21 protein-coding genes and 1 pseudogene are annotated in these 20,582 nt (G+C 72.5%); 15 read left to right on the plus strand and 7 right to left on the minus strand.

What is annotated here, in order from left to right:
* Positions 1-46: 46 nt before the first annotated feature.
* The 5 genes from ACZ4LX_RS19330 (at position 47) to ACZ4LX_RS19350 (ending at position 4,769) form a co-directional block, all read left to right on the plus strand.
* Positions 47-364: a PAAR domain-containing protein gene (locus ACZ4LX_RS19330; protein ID WP_467646047.1), complete on the plus strand. Its 318-nt coding sequence runs from the start codon at positions 47-49 to the stop codon at positions 362-364.
* Entirely contained in the window at positions 361-768 is a 408-nt protein-coding gene (locus tag ACZ4LX_RS19335) for a GPW/gp25 family protein (RefSeq protein ID WP_467646050.1), read from the plus strand. Before ACZ4LX_RS19330 ends, ACZ4LX_RS19335 begins: the two co-directional genes overlap by 4 nt.
* The gene (locus tag ACZ4LX_RS19340) at positions 768-2,729 is read left to right on the plus strand and encodes a putative baseplate assembly protein (protein WP_467646054.1); all 1,962 of its coding nucleotides are present in this window, start codon (positions 768-770) and stop codon (positions 2,727-2,729) included. The genes ACZ4LX_RS19335 and ACZ4LX_RS19340 overlap by 1 nt, the downstream gene beginning before the upstream one ends.
* Positions 2,726-3,289, plus strand: coding sequence for a phage tail protein (locus ACZ4LX_RS19345; RefSeq protein WP_467646056.1), 564 nt, complete (start codon positions 2,726-2,728; stop codon positions 3,287-3,289). The genes ACZ4LX_RS19340 and ACZ4LX_RS19345 overlap by 4 nt, the downstream gene beginning before the upstream one ends.
* Before the next feature lie 691 nt (positions 3,290-3,980).
* A complete protein-coding gene (locus ACZ4LX_RS19350) occupies positions 3,981-4,769 on the plus strand; it encodes a zinc ribbon domain-containing protein (protein WP_467646059.1) in 789 nt (262 codons plus the stop codon).
* 73 nt (positions 4,770-4,842) lie between these two features.
* Here ACZ4LX_RS19350 and ACZ4LX_RS19355 read toward each other — a convergent pair whose 3' ends face one another.
* Entirely contained in the window at positions 4,843-6,300 is a 1,458-nt protein-coding gene (locus tag ACZ4LX_RS19355; protein WP_467646062.1) for an MFS transporter, read from the minus strand.
* 178 nt (positions 6,301-6,478) lie between these two features.
* Here ACZ4LX_RS19355 and ACZ4LX_RS19360 point away from each other — a divergent pair, with 178 nt between their 5' ends.
* On the plus strand, positions 6,479-7,132 hold the full coding sequence (locus ACZ4LX_RS19360; RefSeq protein WP_467646201.1) for a TetR/AcrR family transcriptional regulator: 654 nt from the start codon (positions 6,479-6,481) through the stop codon (positions 7,130-7,132).
* Positions 7,133-7,261: 129 nt separating this feature from the next.
* Here the strand turns inward: ACZ4LX_RS19360 and ACZ4LX_RS19365 are convergent, their stop codons facing one another.
* Positions 7,262-8,221 carry an alpha/beta hydrolase family protein gene (locus tag ACZ4LX_RS19365; RefSeq protein ID WP_467646065.1) on the minus strand — a complete coding sequence of 320 codons (960 nt, stop codon included), beginning with the start codon at positions 8,219-8,221 and terminating at the stop codon, positions 7,262-7,264.
* Between the two features lie 138 nt (positions 8,222-8,359).
* Between ACZ4LX_RS19365 and ACZ4LX_RS19370 the strand changes: the two genes are divergently transcribed.
* Entirely contained in the window at positions 8,360-8,995 is a 636-nt protein-coding gene (locus ACZ4LX_RS19370; protein WP_467646069.1) for a TetR/AcrR family transcriptional regulator, read from the plus strand.
* Between the two features lie 66 nt (positions 8,996-9,061).
* Here the strand turns inward: ACZ4LX_RS19370 and ACZ4LX_RS19375 are convergent, their stop codons facing one another.
* Complete coding sequence (locus tag ACZ4LX_RS19375; protein WP_467646073.1) at positions 9,062-9,466, minus strand: hypothetical protein; 405 nt, start codon at positions 9,464-9,466, stop codon at positions 9,062-9,064.
* Positions 9,467-9,550: 84 nt separating this feature from the next.
* Here ACZ4LX_RS19375 and ACZ4LX_RS19380 point away from each other — a divergent pair, with 84 nt between their 5' ends.
* The 4 genes from ACZ4LX_RS19380 (at position 9,551) to ACZ4LX_RS19395 (ending at position 13,335) form a co-directional block, all read left to right on the plus strand.
* Positions 9,551-10,366, plus strand: coding sequence for a helix-turn-helix domain-containing protein (locus ACZ4LX_RS19380; RefSeq protein WP_467646077.1), 816 nt, complete (start codon positions 9,551-9,553; stop codon positions 10,364-10,366).
* Entirely contained in the window at positions 10,363-10,611 is a 249-nt protein-coding gene (locus tag ACZ4LX_RS19385; protein WP_467646081.1) for a DUF397 domain-containing protein, read from the plus strand. Before ACZ4LX_RS19380 ends, ACZ4LX_RS19385 begins: the two co-directional genes overlap by 4 nt.
* Before the next feature lie 632 nt (positions 10,612-11,243).
* Positions 11,244-12,290: a Gfo/Idh/MocA family protein gene (locus tag ACZ4LX_RS19390; protein WP_467646085.1), complete on the plus strand. Its 1,047-nt coding sequence runs from the start codon at positions 11,244-11,246 to the stop codon at positions 12,288-12,290.
* Between the two features lies 1 nt (position 12,291).
* Complete coding sequence (locus tag ACZ4LX_RS19395; RefSeq protein WP_467646088.1) at positions 12,292-13,335, plus strand: Gfo/Idh/MocA family protein; 1,044 nt, start codon at positions 12,292-12,294, stop codon at positions 13,333-13,335.
* A gap of 31 nt (positions 13,336-13,366) precedes the next feature.
* Here the strand turns inward: ACZ4LX_RS19395 and pspAB are convergent, their stop codons facing one another.
* Together pspAB and htpX are read right to left on the minus strand one after the other, a co-directional pair.
* Complete coding sequence (gene pspAB / locus ACZ4LX_RS19400; RefSeq protein WP_467646093.1) at positions 13,367-13,951, minus strand: PspA-associated protein PspAB; 585 nt, start codon at positions 13,949-13,951, stop codon at positions 13,367-13,369.
* 9 nt (positions 13,952-13,960) lie between these two features.
* Positions 13,961-14,872, minus strand: a complete 912-nt coding sequence (htpX, locus tag ACZ4LX_RS19405) for a zinc metalloprotease HtpX (protein ID WP_467646096.1) — start codon at positions 14,870-14,872, stop codon at positions 13,961-13,963.
* A gap of 172 nt (positions 14,873-15,044) precedes the next feature.
* On the opposite strand from htpX, the gene ACZ4LX_RS19410 reads away from it, so the two are divergent.
* Both ACZ4LX_RS19410 and ACZ4LX_RS19415 read left to right on the plus strand, forming a co-directional pair.
* Positions 15,045-16,244 (plus strand): cytochrome P450, encoded by a 1,200-nt coding sequence (locus ACZ4LX_RS19410; protein WP_467646098.1) that lies wholly within the window; start codon positions 15,045-15,047, stop codon positions 16,242-16,244.
* 29 nt (positions 16,245-16,273) lie between these two features.
* Complete coding sequence (locus ACZ4LX_RS19415; RefSeq protein ID WP_326737991.1) at positions 16,274-16,453, plus strand: ferredoxin; 180 nt, start codon at positions 16,274-16,276, stop codon at positions 16,451-16,453.
* Positions 16,454-16,480: 27 nt separating this feature from the next.
* On the opposite strand, the gene ACZ4LX_RS19420 is transcribed toward ACZ4LX_RS19415, so the two are convergent.
* Together ACZ4LX_RS19420 and ACZ4LX_RS19425 are read right to left on the minus strand one after the other, a co-directional pair.
* Positions 16,481-17,161 carry a pyridoxine/pyridoxamine 5'-phosphate oxidase gene (locus tag ACZ4LX_RS19420; protein ID WP_467646101.1) on the minus strand — a complete coding sequence of 227 codons (681 nt, stop codon included), beginning with the start codon at positions 17,159-17,161 and terminating at the stop codon, positions 16,481-16,483.
* A 158-nt stretch (positions 17,162-17,319) separates the two neighbouring features.
* Positions 17,320-18,489, minus strand: a complete 1,170-nt coding sequence (locus ACZ4LX_RS19425) for a thiolase C-terminal domain-containing protein (RefSeq protein ID WP_467646205.1) — start codon at positions 18,487-18,489, stop codon at positions 17,320-17,322.
* 173 nt (positions 18,490-18,662) lie between these two features.
* Between ACZ4LX_RS19425 and ACZ4LX_RS19430 the strand changes: the two genes are divergently transcribed.
* Positions 18,663-20,006: an acyl-CoA dehydrogenase family protein gene (locus ACZ4LX_RS19430; RefSeq protein ID WP_467646103.1), complete on the plus strand. Its 1,344-nt coding sequence runs from the start codon at positions 18,663-18,665 to the stop codon at positions 20,004-20,006.
* Positions 20,006-20,488 (plus strand): annotated as a pseudogene (locus ACZ4LX_RS19435) (nitroreductase/quinone reductase family protein); the annotation flags it as partial. The gene ACZ4LX_RS19430 and the pseudogene ACZ4LX_RS19435, both read left to right, overlap by 1 nt.
* Positions 20,489-20,582 lie beyond the last annotated feature (94 nt).

Below are 20,582 nucleotides of genomic sequence, written 5' to 3' on the forward strand. Positions count from 1 at the left end.
ACCCGTCACCGTCCAACTCCCCGGCCCAGCAAGGAGAACAGCAGCCATGCCCCCCGCAGCCCGCACGGGCGACCCCACCGTCCACGGTGGACTCATCGGCACCCCGCCACCGGGTGCGGTGGCTGTGGCCACCGTGCTGATCGGCGGCAGGCCGGCCGCCGTCACCGGCAGCCTGCATGTGTGTGTCATCCCGCCGCACGCCCTGCTCGGACCGGGCAACGTCGTCATGCCGAACCCCGCCGCCCTGGTCGGTGGCGCGGTCCTGATCGGCGGGCTGCCGGCCGCCCGCATGGGCGACACCACCAGCTGCGGCGCCAAGATCATCAGCGGTGCGCCGAACGTCCTGATCGGAGGCCCGGTGTGAGCGGCGGCGGATTCATCGGCCGCGGCTGGGGCTTCCCGCTGCGGGTCGGCGCCACGGGCGGCATCGGCATGGTCGAACGGGACCAGGAGATCGAGGAGGCCATCGGCCTGGTGCTCGGCACCGCGCCGGGGGAGCGGCCGATGCGGCCCGAGTTCGGCTGCGGCATCCATGACTACGTCTTCGCCCCGGGCGACGGCGCCACCGCCGGGCGGATCGCCCATGAGGTGCGTACGTCGCTGGAGCGCTGGGAACCCCGTATCGAGGTGAGGGACGTGGTGATCGCTTTCGACACCGTCGACGAGGGCACGCTCTACATCGACGTGCACTACACCGTGCGGTCCACCAACGACCTGCGCAACCTCGTCTTCCCGTTCTACACGATCCCGGAATCGGGTGCCGCCTGATGTCCCTGCCGTCCCCCAACCTGGACGACCGCCGCTTCCAGCAACTCGTCGACGAGGCCAAGCGGTACGTCCAGCAGCGCTCTCCCGAGTGGACCGACCACAACGTGTCGGACCCCGGGGTCACGCTCATCGAGACGTTCGCGTACATGGTCGACCAGCTGCTGTACCGGCTCAACCGGGTGCCCGACCGGAACTACTCCGCCTTCCTCGACCTGCTGGGCGTGCAGCTGTTCCCGCCGACGGTCGCCCGCGCCGACGTCGACTTCTGGCTCTCCGCCCCCCAGCCGGACCCGGTGCGGCTTCCGGCCGGCACGGAGGTCGCCACCGCCCGGGGCGAGACCGAGGAGGCCGTGGTCTTCTCGACCGCCGAGGACCTGGCGATCCTGCCGAGTTCGCTGATCCGGCTGGTCACCGCCCCCGCCTCGGGGGACCAGACCGACCGCACCGCGCCGCTCGCCGCGGGCAAGGACATCCCCTGCTTCCAGTCCCGGCCGGCACCGGGCGACGCCCTGCTGTTCGGGCTGCCCACCGCCGTACCCCGGTGCATCGTCGCCGTACGCCTCGACAGCCGGGTGGAGGGCGTCGGCGTCGACCCCCGGCAGCCGCCGCTGGTGTGGGAGGCCTGGGACGGCGCCCGCTGGGTGCCCTGTCTGACGGGGACCGACAGCACCGGCGGGCTCAACAAGCCCGGTGAGGTGACCGTGTTCGTCCCCGCCGGGCACACGGCCTCGGTGACGGCCGGCGTCCGGGCCGGGTGGCTGCGCTGCCGGGTCACCGCGCCCGAACCGGGCCAGCCCTTCTACTCGGAGTCGCCGACGATCCGGGAGGCCGAGGTCTTCACCGTCGGCGGCACCACCGGCGTCGAACACGCGGAGACCGTCCTCGACGTGCCGCTCGGCGTCTCCGAAGGGGTCGCGGGCCAGACGTTCTCCGTGAGCAGGGTGCCGCTCCTGCTGGACGGGGACCCGCCGGTCGTCCAGGTGTCCTCGGCCGAGGGCTGGCAGGTCTGGACACCGGTCGAGCACTTCGGCACCTCGTCACCGGGCGACCGGCACGTACGGATCGACGCCGTCAACGGCCGGTTCGCCTTTCCGCCGGAGGTCCGCGAGGCCGACGGCACGATGCGGGTGTACGGGGACGTGCCCCCGAAGGGCGCCCAGCTCCGGATCCCCCGCTACCGGACGGGCGGCGGCGCGGCGGGGAACGTGGCGCGCGGCGCCATCCGGGTCCTGCGCAGCTCGGTGCCGTACGTCGCGGGTGTCGACAACCGTGAGGCGGCCCGGGGCGGGGTCGACGGCGAGAGCGTCGCGAACGCCAAGGTGCGTGCGCCCAACATCCTGCGGGTCCAGGAACGGGCGGTCACGGCCGAGGACTACGAGGTCATCGCCCGCGAGGCCGCACCCTCGCTGCGCCGGGTCCGCTGCCTGCCCGCCGTCGCGGGCGAGGCCGGTGCGGTGCGCGTCCTGGTGGTGCCCGACGCGGTCCCGGACGAGGGCGGCCGGCTGCGGTTCGAGCAGCTGATCCCCCCGGACCCGGTGCTCGCGGAGGTCGCCGGACGGCTCGACGAACGGCGGCTGGTCGGCACCCGGCTGGTCGTGGAACCGCCCGCCTACCAGGGCGTCACCGTGGTCGCCGAACTCGTCGCGGCCGACGGCGACGTGGACCGCGTCCGCGCCGAGGCGCTCGACGCGCTGTTCCGTCACATCGACCCGCTGCGGGGCGGCGCGGACGGGACCGGCTGGCCCTTCGGCAGGCCCGTGCAGTACGGCGAGGTCTTCGCCGTACTCCAGAGCGTGCGCGGAGTCCGCCTCGTGGACGAGGTACGGCTGTTCCCCGCCGACCCGCTCACGGGACGGCGGGGAGCGGCGGCGGACCGCATCGACGTGGCCGCGAACGCCCTCGTCTTCTCCCACCAGCACCAAGTGGTCGTCACCGCCGCCGAGTCGGGTGACCGCTCGTGACCAGGGCCGCGGTCCCGGGCCTCCCCAGCCGCTACCCGATCGGCGGGCTGCTGCCCGCCCTCTACGCCGACGACGACCTGGCCCAGCGGTTCACGGCGGGCCTGGACACCGTCCTGGCACCCGTCCTGTCCACCCTCGACAACCTCCCGGCCTACTTCGACCCGGCGCTCACCCCGGACGACTTCCTGCCCTGGCTGTCGTCCTGGGTCGGGGCCGAACTCGACCCGGCCTGGCCGGTGGAACTGCGCCGGGCCGTCGTCGCCCGCGCCGTCGAGCTCCACCGGTGGCGCGGCACCCGCCGAGGCCTCACGGAGCACCTGCGGCTGTGCTTCGGCGTGGAGGCCCACATCCACGACGGGGGCGGCGCCGCCTGGTCGTCGGAGCCCGGGGCCGAACTCCCTCCGGCCCCGACCGGCGAACTGCTGGTACGGGTCAGGGCATCGGCGGGGCGGCCGGTGGACGCGGCCCGCATCCTCGCCGTCGTCCGCGCCTCGTGCCCCGCTCACCTCACCTGCCGGGTGGAGATCCTCCCAGGCGCACCGGACGAAACAGGAGACTGATGTGACGCGCTCGTGCCCGGCGTGCGGAGCCGCCAACGAGGAGGACGAGGACTTCTGCGGAAGCTGCGGTACGTACCTGGGCTGGTCCTCACGCCGTGCCCGGACGGCGGCCCCCGCGCGGGATGTCGACGACGCGTCGCACGCGGCGGACGGACCGGGACCCGAGGGCGAGGACGCGCCCCCGGTACCTGCCCCACGCCCGGCGTCCACGCCGGTGGTCGCGCCGACCCCTGCGCCGGTGCCGACGCCGGTTGCCGCGCCGACGCCTGATCCTGTTGCCGCGCCCGAGCCGACGCCCGCGCCCGCTCCGGTTGCGGAGGAGCCGCCGAGCACCCCGGCTCCCGCGCCCGGACCCACGCCCGAGCCCGTGGCCGTGGCCGAACCTGCCCCGGCACCCGGGCCCGAGCCCGCGCCTGTGCCCGAGCCCTCCCGCGTCACCCCACCGGCCCCGCCCGTTCCCGTCACGCCACCGGCCCCGCCCACCCCTGCACCACCACCGGCCCCGCCCACGTCCGCGCCGGCACCGCCACCACCGCCGGCATCACCGCCCACCCCCGCGACACTGCCCACCCCCGCATCGCCGCCCACCCCCGCGACACCGCCGTCACCGCCCGCGCCCGCCCCCGTGCGGCCTGCCGCGCCCGCGCCCGTGCGCCCGGCGCCGCCGCGTCCGGTGCGGCCGGAGCCGCCGGTGGAGGACGAGCCCGTGGGTGCGGTGCTGCCGGGCGTGCCGATCGCTCAGCGCCCCGTCGTCAGGCCGGTGACGGCCGAGGAGGAGCCGGACGGCGTGCCCTGCCCGTCGTGCGGGGCCTCGAACCGGCCGGGGCGCAGGTTCTGCCGCCGTTGCGCGACACCGCTGGATCCCGGTGCGAAGGCCGAACCGCTGCCCTGGTGGCGTACCAGGTGGCCCTTCGACCGCAAGGTGCGGGCGGGGTCGGGGCGTCTGCTGCGGGGGAGCGTGCTGGCCCTGCTGGTCGTCGGCCTCCTGATCGGGGGCTTCCTGCTCGTGCCGGCGGGGCGCTATGTCTTCGAGGACGTACGGGACAAGCTCGGCGGCACGGGGGAGATCAGCCCCACCGGAGTCACGGCGAGCGCGGCCACCGAGGGCCACCCGGCGAAACTGGCCGAGGACGGGGTGACCAACACCTACTGGGGCGCCCCGAAGGTGGGCGCCTCGCTGACGGCGGAGTTCGAGAAGCCGTTCCGGCTGGTCGGCGTCACGGTCCACACCGGGGTGTCGACGAAGCCCGAGGCCTTCCAGCACGGTGCCAGGCCGACGCGGGCCGACCTCTTCATCACGACGAAGGACGGGAAGATCCACGAGAAGGCCTGGTCGCTCACCGACAAGCCCGGCGAGCAGACGGTACGGACGGGCATCAGCGATGTCGTCTCCGTCCGCTTCGTCATCCGGGAGGCGGCAGGGCAGGGGGAGGGCCGGCCGATCGCGCTCGGGGAGATCGAGTACTTCAAGCGGACCTGACCGAGCACGTACGAACCGGGCCTGAGAGCGACGGAACGCTCCCGGGCCCGGTTCGTTCGTGTACGTGTACGTGTCAGGCGTGCTCTTCGGTGGCGTGGGAGTCGGTGAGCGTGAGCGCGCCGCCGACCGAGACCAGGCCGACGATGACCGCCAGCACCGCGTAGGTGATCCGCTCGCCGTGGAAGAACGACGCCACCAGGGAGTCGCTCCAGGTCCCGGCGGGCAGCTGTGTGGTGACCAGCGCGGCGATCAGGGTGCCGACCACGGCGGTGCCGATGCTGCTGCCGACCTCCTGGGCGGTGTCGTTGAGCGCGGTGCCGACCGACGTGCGGTTGTCCGGCATCGCGTCGACGAGCGCGATGGCGCAGATCGTCATCACGGTGCGCAGTCCGACGGTCATCACGACCATGCAGGCCGCGATGGCGCCGTACCCGTGGTCGACGCCCCAGGACAGGCCGGCCAGCGACACCGCCAGGCAGACCGCGCCGACCAGGCAGGCGATGCGGTGGCCGAACCTCTTCGCCAGCCACTCGGAGAGCGGCGTCGCGAGGATCATGGTCACGATGAGCGGCAGGTTCGCCAGCCCGGCGCGTACGGGGCTCCACCCGTAGGCGTACTGGAAGTGGAGGATCAGACCGAACATCACGGCGGCCATCGCGATGGCCGTGCCGATCTGGGCGATGGCGGCGCCGCGGACGGTGCCGTTGGAGAAGAGGCGGAGATCCAGCATGGGCGCGGCGCTGCGGCGCTCGTGCCATACGAACGCGATGCCCGCGGCGAGGGCGCCGAAGACCGAGGCGAGCGTGATCGTGGAGATCCAGCCGTGCTCGACGCCGCTGGTCAGCGCGTAGCAGGCGAGGCCGATGGTGGTGACGCTCAGCGCGGCGCCCGGCAGATCGAGCTTGTCGCGGGTCAGGTCCTGCGGCCGGTCGGCCGGGACGCCGAGACGGACGCCGATGGCCGCGATCAGCGCGATCGGCGCGTTGACGAGCAGGAGCCACTGCCACCGCACATGCGCCAGGGCGGTGCCGCCCAGCAGCGGGCCGAGGATGAAGCCGGACATGCCGACGACGATCATCAGCGTCATCGCGCGCATCCGCAGCGCCTTGTCGTCGAACAGCCGGAAGACCAGCGAGTTGGTGATGGGGGCCATCGCCGCCGCGGCTATGCCGAGGCCGGCCCGCAACGTGATGAGCTCGCCCGCGCTGGTGACCGCGACGACAGCCAGGCTGAGCAGCCCGAACACCGCCAGGCCGACCAGCAGCACACGTCGGCGTCCGAGCCGGTCGGCCATCGATCCAGCCGTCAGCAGGAGACCGCCGAACGTCAGTGAGTACGCGCCGGTGACCCACTGCAACGACGTCGTGCCGCTGTCGAGGTCCCGGCCGATGGTGGGCAGTGCGATCGAGAGCAGCGTGTTGTCGACCATCTCGACGAAGAAGGCCAGGCAGAGCGCGGCCAGGGGGATCCATGCCGCGCGCAGCGACGGATAGGTGCGCGATGCGGCGGGCTCGGTGGCGGTCGTAGTCATGGCGGGCCTCCTTTCGGACGTTGCCGAACATGGAACGATGTTCGACAATGGAACGTGGTTCGACCATAGAACACGGTTCGATAAGTGTGCAAGCTGTGATTGGATGAGTGCCATGACAGGCCCGCGACCACGACCCGCCGATCGCCCTTCCCGAGGACGTCGACGTGGGTCGCACTCCATCGAGGCCGTTCTCACCGCGGCCGTGGCCCTGCTCGACGAGGAGGGCGCGCAGGCGCTGACGCTCCGCGCCCTCGCCGCCCGGCTCGGCACCGGCGTCGGCAGCATCTACTGGTACGTCTCGGGCAAGGACGAACTGCTCGACCGGGCCATCGACCATGTGCTCGGCGGGGTTCTGACCGCGGTCGAGGAGCAGTCCGGCAGCGACGATCCGATCGACGACCTGCGCGTGATGGCCGTCACGATGTTCGACGCGATCGTGGACCGGCCGTGGCTGGGCACCCAGTTCATGCGCAACATCTCGGACCGGAACAACTCGTTGCGGCTCTACGAGGCGCTGGGGGAGCAGACGCTCCGGCTCGACCTCACGTCGAAGCAGCGGTTCCACGCGGTGTCGGCGGTCGTGGGCGCCGTGGTCGGCAGCGCCGTCGACATGGGCCAGGAGCCGCCGGAGGAGGTGCTCGACGGTGCCGTGGACCGCGACGAGTTCCTCGGCCGCTACGCCAAGACGTGGCGTGAGCTCGACACCGAGGAGTATCCGTTCATGCACGAGATCGTCGACGAGTTCGACGGTCACGACGACAAGGAACAGTTCCTCGCCGCCCTGGACCTGACCCTGGCGGGCCTCCGCCTCCAGTCCGGTTCCGGGGCCTGAGCCGGGGCCGGGACCGGGATCGGGACCGGGATCGGGACCCGAGCCGGTACCCGAACCCGAACCGGGGTCTGAGCCGACCCGCCCCGGCCCTTCCCCGCCGAGTTCAGCGCTCGTTCGATGGACTGTCGGCTACTTGGATTCGACCCGTCCGAGAGGGGCGGTACCGGCCGCCAGCGCGTCGCGCGCCGTCTGCCAGGCGGGGTTGCCGGGGCAGAGCTCGCTGCGCAGGTAGGCGCAGGTGAGGCTGGCGACCGCGGCGACCCGTTCGGGGTTCTCGTCGGTGGTCTCGGCGACGTCGTATCCAGAGATCCCGCCCAGTCCGTGCTCGGCGTCGAACAGGGTGAGCAGGGTCTTGGGTCCGGGGGCCAGGGTGTACGGGTCGGCGTGCCAGTCCGGGCCCCGGACCGTGAGGAAGGCGGAGTCGTCCTTGTCGCCGGCGACCACGAGCGTCGGCGTCGTCATCTTCGAGAAGTCGGTGGTCAGGAAGAAGGAGTAGTTCTCGACGGTGAACTCGGTGAGGGCGTCCCCGCCCCTGCCGGGTGCCGCGAGCAGCACGCCGGCCCTGATCCGGGAATCGGACAGGTCTACTTCCGTTCCGCTCTCAGGGTCGGTGAGCCGGGCACCGAGGAGCAGGCTCGCGGTGTGACCGCCCATCGAGTGCCCGGCGACAGCGACCCGACCGGCGTCGAGGCGGCCGGCGAGCTGCGGGACGGCGGCCTCGATCGCGTCGAGCTGGTCGAGGATGCGCGTCATGTCCTCGGCCCTGGTGCGCCAGTGCGCACCAACACCTGGGGAGTGGGGGTCCAGGCTCAGAGTCCCGGAGTCCTGATGGGTCGGCTGGATCACGACGAAACCGTGTGCCGCCCAGAAGTTCGCGAGCGGGGCGTAGCCGTTCAGCGAGGAGAGGTTGTTGGAGAAGCCGAGTCCGTGCGAGAGGAGGATGACCGGCAGCTCGCTGCCGGTCATCGGTGCGGAGACGCGCACTCGCAGGTCCACTGAGCGGCCGGGAGCCGGCAGCACCACCGGACCGACCGAGAGAACCGGAACGGGTGTGCTGGAGGCGTCGGCTGTGTAAGCAGGTTCACTCATGACGAGCATGCCCTTCTGAGGCCCCTGCCGTCGGGCTGCGTGCGACCGGCGGCAGATATGGCGGAGTGCCCGCAGTCAGCTACCCTGAAAGCGGATCGTTGTTCCATTTAAGATACGGATCAATGTTCCGTTTAGTCAATGACCGATCGGAAGGGGAGTGCGGTGTCCGTCGCAGGCCGGCCCGGAGGGGCGTCCGCCCGCAGCAAGCGAGCAGACGCGGTGCGCAACCAGCAGACGCTGCTCGATGCCGCCGCGGAGGTGTTCGTGACCTCGGGGATCGACGCACCGATCCGGGAGATCGCGGCGCGGGCGGGCGTCGGGCTGGGGACGCTCTACCGCCACTTCCCGACCCGGGCGGACCTCGTCACCGCCGTCTACCGCCACCAGATCGAGGCGTGCGCCGAGGCCGGGCCGAAGCTGCTGGCCGACGCAGCCTCCCCGTTCGAGGCGCTGCGTCAGTGGGTCGACCTCTTCGTGGACTTCCTGGTCACCAAGCATGGACTGGCCGACGCCCTGCACTCCGACAGTGAGCGCTTCGCCGCCCTGCACACGCACTTCCTGGACCGCCTGATGCCCGTCTGCGCCGAACTCCTCGACGCCTCGGCCGCCGCCGGTGACATCAGGCCCGGCGTGCGGCCCTACGAGCTGATGCGCGGCATCGGCAACCTCTGCATCGGGCAGGACAGCGACCCCCGCTACGACCCCCGTCGGCTGGTCGAACCGCTCCTCCAGGGGCTGCGGCAATCCGCGGACGGAGGAGAGGGCGCCCGGTAGCCCCTTCCTCCCGGCCCGGGGAAACGCCGCTCCTGCGAACGCCCCGACTCCCGGCCGCCTCCCCGCCTACTCCCCGGCCACGAGCTGCGCCGTCACCACTCCGTGCAGCAGCTCCGCGTCCACGAAGTCCCCGGCCTCCGGCGGCCCGCACCGCCAGCTCAGCGGGTACGTGTTGCCGTGGGCGGCCGGGATCCCCACGTACTGGTCCCGGGCTGTCGGCCCGAAGCACTTCGCGCCGGGCGGCCAGTCGAAGTCCTGGCTCTCACCGGGGCCGAGCAGGAAGTACGTCCACCGCCCTCCCGCGACCTCCCGCACGACGGGTCCCGGGTCGCCGTCCGTGAGGGCCGCGAGGTGGTGCAATACCGCCTCGCCGCGTACCCCGCGCAACCGGATCGCGTCGAAGTGGATTCCGGTCAGGTGGAGTTGGAGACCGGAGGCGGGTACCCATTCGGGGTGCTTCTTCTGCGTCATGGCCACGAGCATTCCGTTGGCTGCGTAGCGTCACCAGGAGGACACGATCCACATCGGTGCGATGTGGGGAGGGCGGTGAGGGCTGTGGGGACGAGTAGCGAGACGACGTACGGGCGGCGTCTGGTCGGGGAGTTGATCCGGATCCACCGGGTGCGGGCCGGGTTCACGCAGAAGGAGGCGGCCGAGAAGCTGCTGATCTCGGAGTCACTGATGGGGGCGGTCGAGCGGGCGGAGCGCATCCCCTCGCACGACCTGCTGATCGACGCGGACCGGGTGTTCGGGGCGGGCGGGGCGTTGAAGGCGTGCTGTGAACTGGTGGACGAGGAGAAGTACCCGCCGAAGTTCCTGGACTGGGCAAAGCTGGAGCGGCTCGCGCGGGTCATCAGTGGGTACGAGACGATGCTGATCCCCGGCCTGCTCCAGACGGAGGCGTACGCGTACGCCCTGTACCGGTCACGCGTACCGGCGTACACGGAGGACGAGATCGTCCGGCACGTCAGCGCGAGGCTGGAACGGCAGTCGGTGCTGTCGCGCACGCCGCCGCCGCGCATCGGGTATGTCATCGAGGAATCGGTGCTGGACCGGGCGCTGGGCGGCCCCGAGGTGCTGAAGGAGCAACTGCGGCACGTACTCGACTGCATTGAGCGGTTCAACCACCTGACGGTGCAGGTCATGCCGTCGGCTCAGCACACGCACGCGGGGCTGATGGGCCCCATGCAGTTGATGTCCACGGCGGAAGGCCGCACATTGCTGTACGTGGAGGGGCAGGACGGCGATAGGTTGATCTCGAAGCCGCAGCAGGTGAGCGATATGTTCGACCTCTTCGGCATCCTGCGGGCCCAGGCGCTCAACCCCTGGAAGTCGGCAGAGATCATCGAGACGAAGGTGAGGCAACTGTGAGCCACGGAACCGGACTTACCTGGTTCAAGTCCAGCTACAGCAACAACGAGGGCGAGGCCTGCATCGAAGTCGCCTACGACTGGCACAAGTCCAGCTACAGCGGCAACGAGGGCGGCGCCTGTGTAGAGGTCTCGGCCTGCCCGCACACCGTCCATGTCCGCGACTCCAAGGTCACCGACGGCCCCACTTTCGCCGTCGCCCCCGCAGCCTGGACCGCCTTCCTGGGCCACGCCGCGAACGGCTGAACCGCGCCTCCCGGGTCACTCAACTGTGCCCCGGGGGACCTGGATCCGGAGCCGCGCACCGAGGTAGGCAGGGGGAGCCGTACTCCCAGCGGGAAGAGGCTCCCATGCGCGGCCGGGACGGTGCTGACAAGACCGGCGCGGCTCACGGTCCCGCCCGGGTCCGCACACCGCGGGGTCGTGCTCAATGCTGCGACGCGGACCTGATCAGCCTTACGGCCGCCGAGAGGGGGTAGGACCGGTCGGAGCAGTCGTAGTTCCTCTGCCCCCTGCCACCGATGTTCAGATACAGCCCGGCCTCGACCGGGACCCGTCGGAGTTACGGGGGCACGGCCGTCGCATCCACGCGGGCAGTCCCGTCGAGTGGGTGTCCGCGAAGCACGCGGCCGAGCGCGGCCGGATCCCCGCGTACCGGTCTCGGGCCGTCGGCCCGAAGCGCTTCGCGCCGGGCGGCCGGTCGAAGTCCCGGCTCTCACCGGGGCCGAGCGGGAAGTGCGTCCACCGCCCTCCCGTGATCTCCCGTACGACGGGCCCGGATCGACTCGCTTGCGGCACCCTGAAGCCGTTCACCTTGGACATCAGACATAAGATGTCTGATGTCCAAGGTGAACGAGGAAGCGCGAGCGAGGAGCCGTATGACCCCCGACCCAGTGACCGGAGACCAGAGACCGCGCGGCCCCGGACGGCAGGGCGGCGACCACCGTGTGGCCGTCATCGGGGCGGGCGCCATCGCCAGGGACCACGTCACCGCCTTCGCGGGCGTCCCGGGGCTGCGGCTGGCCCACGTGGTCGACCGGCACCCCGAACGGGCCGCCGCGCTGGCCGCTCTCGCCGAGGGCGCGACCTGGTCCACCGACCCGGCCACCGCCTGGTCCGACGACGTCGACGTGACCGCCGTGTGCACCTCGCCCGAGTCGCACGCCGACCTCTCCGTGGCCGCGCTCCGGGCCGGCCGGGCGGTCCTGCTGGAGAAGCCCGCCGCGCTGAACGTGGCCGACGCGGACAGGATCCTCGCCGCCGCGAAGGCCGCGGACCGGCCCCTGCTCGTCGCCCAGACGGCCCGCTTCCAGCCCGTCCACCTGGAGATCGCGCGCGCGGTCGCCGAAGGCGCGATCGGCACGCCCCGCCTGGCCCACCTCACCTGGTACACCGGGCATGTCTGGTCCGGGGGGTGGCGCGGCTGGCAGCTGGACTCGGCCCGCTCCGGGGGCCACGTCGCCCACAACGGTGTGCACGCCCTCGACCTGCTGACCTGGCTCATGGACGACGAACCGGTCCGGGTGTTCGCCCGCCCCTGCAACACCTGGGCCGCCGGGATGCCGACGCCCGACAGCTTCCAGATCCTCGTACGCTTCGCCGGCGGCGCCCTCGCCACCATCGAGCTCTGCTACGCCCTCGTCCAGCGCGGCACCTTCGTCCGCCGGCTCATGCTCTCCGGCACGTCCGGCACCTTGCACCACAGCAGCGAGGACGAGCCGCGCGTGCACGCCGCGTCCCCCGTCGCCCCCGCCTCGATCGAGGGCGCGATGACCGAGCAGACCCGGCACCTGCGCGACGTGCTCGACGGTGCCGCGGCCCCGTTGACCGCGCCCCACCAGGTGCGCGCCGCCCTCGCCGCCGCTCTGGCGGCGCAGCTCAGTGCCGACGAAGGCCGGCCCGTCGACGTCAAGGAGGTCTGCTGACATGAGAGTCCTCATCGCATCCGGGGTCCGGCACGCCCGCGACTACGTACCGATGCTGAAGTCCATGCCCGGGTTCGAGGCCATCGGCTGCGCCGACACCGCCGACAGCCCCTTCGCCGAGGACAGCGCCGCCCTGGCGCGGGCGACGGGCATCCCGCTGCTCGACCTGGACGAGGGCCTCGCCGCCTGCGACATCGCCCTCGTGTGCAGCGAGCCCACGCGCCACGTCGACCTCGCCGTGCGAGCGCTCGAAGCCGGCTGCCACGTCGTCGTCGACAAGCCCGCGGCGACCGACTCGCGCGACGCGCTGCGGCTGCGGGACGCCGCCGGACGCTCGCGCGGGCTGCTCACCGCCGTGCACCGCCTCTACTCGCCCCAGATCGTGCGGGCCCGGCGGATCGTCGACTCCGGTGCGATCGGTCTGCCGCTGGCCGTGGACGTGGAGTGGCTCGCGGCGGGCGGGCTCGAAGGCGCGACCGTCGAGCGCCCCGAACTCGTCTGCGACCCGGCCCTGTCCGGCGGCGGCGAGCTGATGAACTTCGGGTGGTACCCGGCCCTGGCCATCCGCCACCTCACCGGCCTCGACGTCGAGGAGGTCGTCGCCTTCAGCAGCGCCGCACCCCGTACGCCGCTCTTCGACGGCCCGCACGGCGCCTACGGTGTCGAGGACGCGGCGGTTCTCTCGCTGCGGCTGCGCAACGGGGTGGTGGCCACCGTCACCGTGGCCCGTACGCCCGCCGGTGTCGGCCCCGCGCCCGTCTCGTCGAGCCTGCGCGTGCTCGGCTCGCACGGTCATGTCCTCGCCGACGAGGACGCCCCGGCGTTCTCGGTGCGCGGGGCGGACGGGGTCGCCGCGCCCCGGCAGATCGGCGGGCACGCCGGGACGGCGGCGCTGCGGCGGCTGTTCGAGGAGTTCCGCGACGACATCCGTTACGGGCGGACCCCGCTGGTGACGGCGGCCGACATGCACGCGGCGGTCGCGGTGGTCGAGGCCGCGCTGTCCTCCGCGCGCGAGGACGGAGCTCCGGTGGCCCCGGCGGCCTGACGAGTCCGGTGCTTCCGGCGGATGGGGGGCGTCACAGCCCCGGCGCCCCCCACACCGGGAACCACCGCGCGAGGTCCTTCTCCACCCGCAGGTCGTCCCCCAGGGCGGCGCGCACCTGCAACTCCAGCTGGTTGTCACGCTTCTCGCCACCTCCCGGCACCGGGGCGAACGGGTAGAACGTGCCGCGTTTGTAGAGATAGACCAGTGCCAGTGCCCGCCCCTCCGTATCCCGGAAGCCGATCAGCGAGCAGAGCAGCTGCGGGCCGAAACCGCCGTCCTGGAGCAGGGTGTTGACCGCGTGCAGGTCGTTGACCAGCGCGGCGACGTCCTCGGCCGGCTGACGGGCGAGCAGCCAGGTGTAGCCGTACGAGTCCCGGCTGAACTCCACCGGGATCCCGCCGCGCTCCGTGTCCGCGTCGAGCAGTTCCCGTACGTCCTGCTGGATACGGGCGAAGGTGGCGCCCTCCACGCCCGCGAAACACACCGAGCCCCGGCCGGTCGGGACGAGACCCGTCGCGGCCTGGAGGGTGAGCGCGGCGGACGGGACGGCGAAGAGCTGGTCGAGGTCGGGGCGGACCGGCTTGCTGCGGCCCAGGATGGTGTCGAGCAGGCCCACGGGGACTCCTTACGGACGGGACAGATCGGCGGAGATGCGGGCCAGCTGGTCCAGGCGCTGTTCCAGGGTCGGGTGCGAGGAGAGCAGTCGGCTCAGGCTCTCCTTGGAGGAGAAGGCGGGGACGAAGTAGAAGGCGTTGTACGGCTCCGCCTTCCGCAGGTCCTCCGTCGGGATACGGGCCATCTGCCCGCTGACCTTGGTGAGGGCGGACGCGAGGGTCGACGGTTTGCCGGTGAGCAGGGCGGCCGTGCGGTCGGCGGACAGCTCGCGGTAGCGGGAGAGCAGCCGGGTGAGGAGGAAGCTCAGGGCGTAGACGACGGCGCTGATCAGCGGGATCAGCATGATCGCGATGCCCATGGGGTCGTTGCTGCGGCTGTTGCGGGAGAAGCCGCCCCACAGGGCCACCCGGGTGATGATGCCGGCGAGGACGCCGAGGAACGAGGCGATCGTCATGACCGCCACATCGCGGTGGGCGACATGCGACATCTCGTGCGCGAGGACGCCCTCCAGCTCCTCCGGCTCCAGTCTTCGCAGCAGTCCCGTCGTGGCGCAGACGAGGGCCGTCTTCTCGCTGCGGCCGGTGGCGAAGGCGTTCGGTACGTCGCTCTCGGCGATGGCGACCCGGGGCTTGGGCATGTCGGCGAGCGCGCAGATCCGGTCGATCGCGCCGTGCAGCTCGGGCGCCTGTGCGGGGGTGACCTCGCGGGCGCCCATGCTGAAGGCCGCGATGCGGTCGCTGAACCAGAACTGGGCGACGAACATGCCACCGGTGATGATCAGGATGATCGGCCAGGCGCCGCGCAGTACGGCAAGCAGTACGCCGACCAGGACCACGTACAGCAGGCCGATCAGGAACATGGTGGTGACCATGCGTGTGGTCAGGCCGCGGTCCGGGGCGTACCGGCTACGGGTTTTGGTCATCGGTGACCTCCAGTCCTCGCCTTGCCTCCCATAGTGCTCCTCCGCTGTTCAAAGCGGATAAGACCGTGCGCTTCGGGAGATTTGGCCGAAGACCGCCTACCCATTTAGGTGCCTGAGGCATCTAGTAGTGCGTGATCGGTAGGACACCCCCCTTCTCCTCGTGAGGTCCGCCATGACACAGACCGAGACCGTTCCCTTCCCGCAGAACCGCACCTGCCCGTATCACCCGCCGACCGGCTACCCGAGCGCGAGCCGGGGCCAGCAGTCGGTCTCCCGCGTCCGGCTCTTCGACGGCCGTACGGTGTGGCTGGTGACCGGACACGCCGAGGCAAGGGCCCTGCTGGTGGACCCCAGGCTCTCGTCCGACCGGCAGAATCCCGCCTTCCCGTTCTTCGCGCCCCGGCTGGCGGACACCTCCCAGCGGCGCGTCGAACTGCTCGGCCTCGACGATCCGGAGCACAACGTGCAGCGCCGGATGCTGATCCCGAGCTTCACGGTGAGGCGGGCGGCGGCGCTCCGGCCGAGCATCCAGCAGATCGTCGACCGGCTGCTCGACACGGTGGTCGAACAGGGACCGCCGGCCGAGCTGGTCAACGCCTTCGCGCTGCCCGTGCCCTCCATGGTCATCTGCGCGCTGCTCGGCGTGCCCTACGAGGACCACGAGTTCTTCGAGGCGCAGTCCCGCAAGCTGCTGCGCGGCCCGGCCGGCTCCGACGTCGACGCGGCACGGGATGCGCTCGACGAGTACTTCCGCACCCTGATCGCGAGCAAGCGGCGCGACCCGGGCGACGGGCTGCTCGACGAGCTCATCGCCCAGCAGCTGGAGACCGGGGCGGTCGACCTCGACCAGCTGGTGCGGCTGGCCCAGATCCTGCTCGTGGCCGGCCACGAGACGACCGCGAACATGATCTCGCTCGGCACCCTCACCCTGCTCCAGCACCCGGACCAGCTGGCTCTGATGCGTGCGGGCGGCCCCGACGGGATGACCGCCGTGGTGGAGGAGCTGCTCCGCTTCCTGTCCATCGCCGACGGGATCTCCCGGGTGGCTGTCGAGGACATCGAGGTAGGCGGGGTGACCCTCCGGGCGGGCGACGGTGTCCTGCTGTCCGCCTCGGTGATCAACCGGGACGAGTCCGTCTACCCCGCGCCCGACGAGCTGGACCTCGCACGCGGTGCGCGCAACCACGTCGCCTTCGGCTTCGGTATCCACCAGTGCCTGGGCCAGAACCTCGCGCGGGCCGAACTGGAGATCGCGCTGCCCGCGCTCTTCGGCCGGCTGCCCGGACTGCGGCTGGCGGTGCCGGCCGAGGAGATCCCGTTCAAACCGGGGGACACGGTGCAGGGGCTCCTCGAACTGCCCGTGACGTGGTGACCGGAGACCGGGCGGAAGGACGGACGGACATGCGGATCGACATCGACAGGGACGTGTGCATCGGCGCCGGGCAGTGCGCGCTCGCCGCACCGAAGGTGTTCACCCAGGACGACGACGGGCTCAGCGAACTCCTGGCGGAGGCCGAGCCCGGACCCATGGTCGGCGAGGCCGCCCGAGCCTGCCCCGTACAGGCCATCACGATCACCTGACCCGGTGCGCCGGGGCGGCGCGGCCGGTCAGGGCCAGAGCAGCTCCCGCTCCCAGCCCGTACCGTCCTGGCGGTAGCGCAGCCGTACGTGCCGCCGCCGGGCGTCGCCCTGGAAGAACTCGACCTCGTGCGGCGCGGCCACGTACCGCGTCCAGCTCGCCACCTCCGCGTCCGGTTCCTCCCGGGCCCGCTGCCAGGCGGCGTCCGATGCCCGGTCGAGTTCCCCCGTCGAGCCCAGCACCTCGCTCTGCCGCCCCACCAGGGCGGAGGCGAGGGCGCCCGTCGAGCGGGCGTGGAGGTCGGCGCCGCTCTCGGCGGGGGAGCAGGCGGTGACGGGTCCCCGGACCCGTACCTGCCTGCCCTGCGCGGGCCAGTAGAAGCCGAGCGCGGCGTACGGGCGGGCGGCCAGCTCGCGGCCCTTCGCGCTGGTGGCGTGCGTGGCGAAGTGCCAGCCGCGCTCGTCCGCGTCGTGCAGCATCAGGGTCCGTACGTCGGGCAGGCCCTCGGCGCCGGCCGTCGCCAGCGTCATCGTGTGCGGCTCGGTCTGCCCGGCGGCGACCGCCTCGGCGAACCAGGCGTGGAAGAGGGGGAGGGGCGCGGGAGGCGCCTCGGCCGGGTCGAAGGCGGGAAGCTCGATGTCCCAGACGCGCTGGGCGTGGAGCAGGCCGAGGAAGGTGCGGTGTGCGGCGGAGGCCGATGCGTGGGTCATGTGACCATTTGACCTGGCGCGTTGACCTGGCGCGGCGGAGTCCGGGAGGACGTGCGCCTCGACTCGACGACGGGGAGCCCTCGCCCGTCGCTGCCGTGTGGGTCCGGGACGGGGAACCAGGGCCGGTCGGCCCGCGCCGGTGAGTCCGGGACGGGGCCTCACCCGCGTCCCAGCACCACCGTCCCCGACGAGCAGAACCAGCCGCCCGTCCCCGACGCCACCGCCAGTTCCGGCAGCCGGCCCCCCGCCTTGCGCACCTGCCGGTCCCCCGCCTCGCCGCGCAGCTGGCGTACCGCCTCCACCAGCAGGAACAGTCCCCGCATCCCGGGATGGCAGGCGGACAGGCCGCCGCCGTCCGTGTTGACCGGGAGCTCGCCGGTGAGGCCCGTGCGGCCCTTCTCCACGAACGGCCCGCCCTCGCCCTTGGCGCAGAAACCCAGGTCCTCCAGCGTCACCAGCGTCATATAGGTGAACGCGTCGTAGATCTCGGCCAGGTCGATGTCCGCAGGCCGCACCCCCGCCCGTTCGAAGGCGAGCCGGCCCGAGACGGCGGCGGGGGAGACCGTGAAGTCGTCCCACTCCGACATGGTGGAGTGCGAGACGTGCTCACCGCTGCCGAGGATCCATACGGGCGCCTTCGCCGTGTCCGGTACGTACTCCTCGGCCGCCAGCAGCACCGCGCAGCCGCCGTCGCTGCGGATGCAGCAGTGCAGCTTGGTGAACGGGTCGGCGATCATCGGCCCCGACAGCACCTCGTCGACCGTGACAGGGGCGCGGAACATCGCGTCCGGGTTGGCCGCCGCGTTCGCCCGCGCTTGCACGGCCACCTCGGCCAGCTGCTCCAGGGTGGTGCCGTACTCGTGCATATGGCGGCGGGCGGCCATCGCGTACTTGGCGATCAGCGAGTGTCCGTACGGCACCTCGAACTGGAGCGGGCCGCGGGCCCCGAACGAGAGGTTCGACGTGCGGCGGCCCGCCTTGATGTCCGCTCGGGCCGTCGATCCGTACACCAGCAGTACGGCGTTGGCACGGCCCGCCGCGATGGCGTCGGCCGCGTGGGACGCCATGACCTCCCACGTCGATCCGCCGACGGAGGTGGAGTCCACCCAGGTGGGCTTCAGGCCCAGGTACTCGGCGACCTCGACCGGGGCGAGCGTGCCGAGCCCGGCGGAGGCGAAGCCGTCGACGACCGACCGGTCGAGGCCCGAGTCGGCGAGTGCCCGGCGGGCGGCCTGGGCGTGCAGGGTGTACGGCGTGGCGGTGTCGACGCGTCCGCAGTCGGCGAGGGATATGCCGACGACAGCGACCTTGCGGCGGGAAGAAGGCATGGCAGACATGAATCTGACGGTACATCAGATGAGGGGGAGTGAACCGCCGTGCGGGGCAGGGATCCTGTGGCGCCCGTCGCTCTGCGCGACTCTGGGAATCTCGCCGCTTCACCCCTAGCATGACGGCCCGTCAGATCAGAGGCTGTCGGCCTCTGATGGGAAGGAGCCCGACCATGGATGCCGCCTTCACCGCGGAACAGGACGAGATCCGCCGCACCCTGCGCGAACTGCTGGCCGAACGAGGCGGACCGGCCGGAGCCCGGAGCGCCGCCGCGACACCCGATGACCCCGACGACGGCGGGAGCGCCGCCGCGACACCGGACGGGTACGACACGGCCCTGTGGCGCCGGCTCTCCCGGGAGCTCGGGCTGCCCGGACTCGCCCTCCCCGAGGAGTACGGGGGAGGGGGCCGCGGCCCGGCCGAGCTCGCCGTCGCACTGGAGGAGACCGGCCGCGCCCTGCTGCCGTCCCCCCTGCTCGCCACCGCCGTGCTCGCCGCCCCCCTGATCCTCGCCCTCGGCACCGGCGAACAGCGCACCGCCCTGCTGCCGCCCCTCGCGGCGGGCGACCTCACCGCGGCACTGGCCGTCCCCGGCGGCTCGCTGTCCACCGCGCTCGGCCTCACCGGCGATCTCACCGGCGGCGCCTGGGCGGGCGGCGGACGGGCGGGCGGTGTCCAGGCCCGGCCGGCCGGCGGCGAGGGCGGGTGGCGGCTCTACGGGGAGGCGGTCCAGGTGCTGGACGGGCACAGCGCCGGACTGCTCCTGGTCGCTGCCCACGCGGGAGGCTTCCCGCGCAGCCGCACCCTGTTGTTCCTGGTCAGGACCGACGGACCGGAGCCGCCCGCAGGGCTCGTGCGCACCCCGCAGGCCTCGCTCGACGTCACCCGGCCGCTCGCCCGGATCCAGCTGCGCGACACCGAGGCCGAACTCCTCGGGGCCGACGACGCCGTGGACGTGACGGCCGCCCTCGCGGCCACCGGGCGCACCGCCGCGGTCGCCCTCGCCGCCGAGGCGGCCGGAGCGGCGGCGAGCGCGCTGGAACGGGCGGCCGACCATGTGGCGGAGAGCGAGAAGTCCGGCCGGGCGGCCGGATCCTTCCAGGCCGTGAAGCTCCGGCTGGCGGACCTGTACGTACGCGTGCGGGCGGCCCGCTCCGCCGCGTACTACGCCGCCCGGGACCCGGAGTCCGGCGGGCTGGCTCTCGCCCAGGCGCTGGAGGCGCTGCGGATCACCACCGCGGAGGCGGCCCACCTCCCCGGGGGTACGGGCTGCGCCCGGGAGGACGAGGCGCAGCTGTTCTTCAAGCGGGCCGCGTCCGACGAACTGCTCCTCGGCCCCGTCCACCGGCTCCGCGACCACGCGGCGGAGCGCGCCGGGATGTTCGGCCAGGAGGCGCACGACGGTCCGGCCGGGAACGGGCAGGTGACCGGGCATGGGCAGGGTGCCGGGAACGGGCGGGGCGCGGGCTACGGGCAGGGTGCCGGGTACGGGCCTGCCGGACAGGTGGCGGTCTGATGGCGCCCGGGGTCCGGCTCGTCCAGAAGGTGTCCTCGACGCGCGTCTTCGCGCGGCTCGCCCCGCATGTGGTGCCCGCCATGGACCGCACGGTGCACCGGCTCACCCGAGGCCGGGTGCTGCTCAGCGCGCAGATGCTGCCGGGGGTGGTGCTGACGGTGCCGGGGGCGCGCAGCGGGCAGCTCAGGACCACTCCGCTGGCCTGTATGCCGCAGCCGGGTGACGGAGAGCGGGGCAGCTGGATTCTGGTCGGCAGCAACTTCGGCCGTCCGGGGCATCCGGCCTGGACGGCGAACCTGCTGGCGCGTCCGGAGGCGGCCGTCATCAACTGGAAGGGCCGAGACATCCCGGTACGGGCAAGGCTGCTGGAGGGGGAGGAGCGGGCCCGGGTGTGGGAGGCGGCGCTGAAGTTCTGGCCGCCCTACGCGGCGTACCAGGCCCGGATCGACCGCCAGATCCGGCTGTTCCGGCTGGAGCGGCAGGAGCGGCCGGAGACGGTGGGCCCGTCGGAGCGGCCGGGAACGGTGGGTCTGCCGGAACAGCCGGGGACGGCAGGTCCGTCGGAGGTGCGTGACG

This window comes from Streptomyces sp. NPDC026062 (assembly GCF_055568375.1).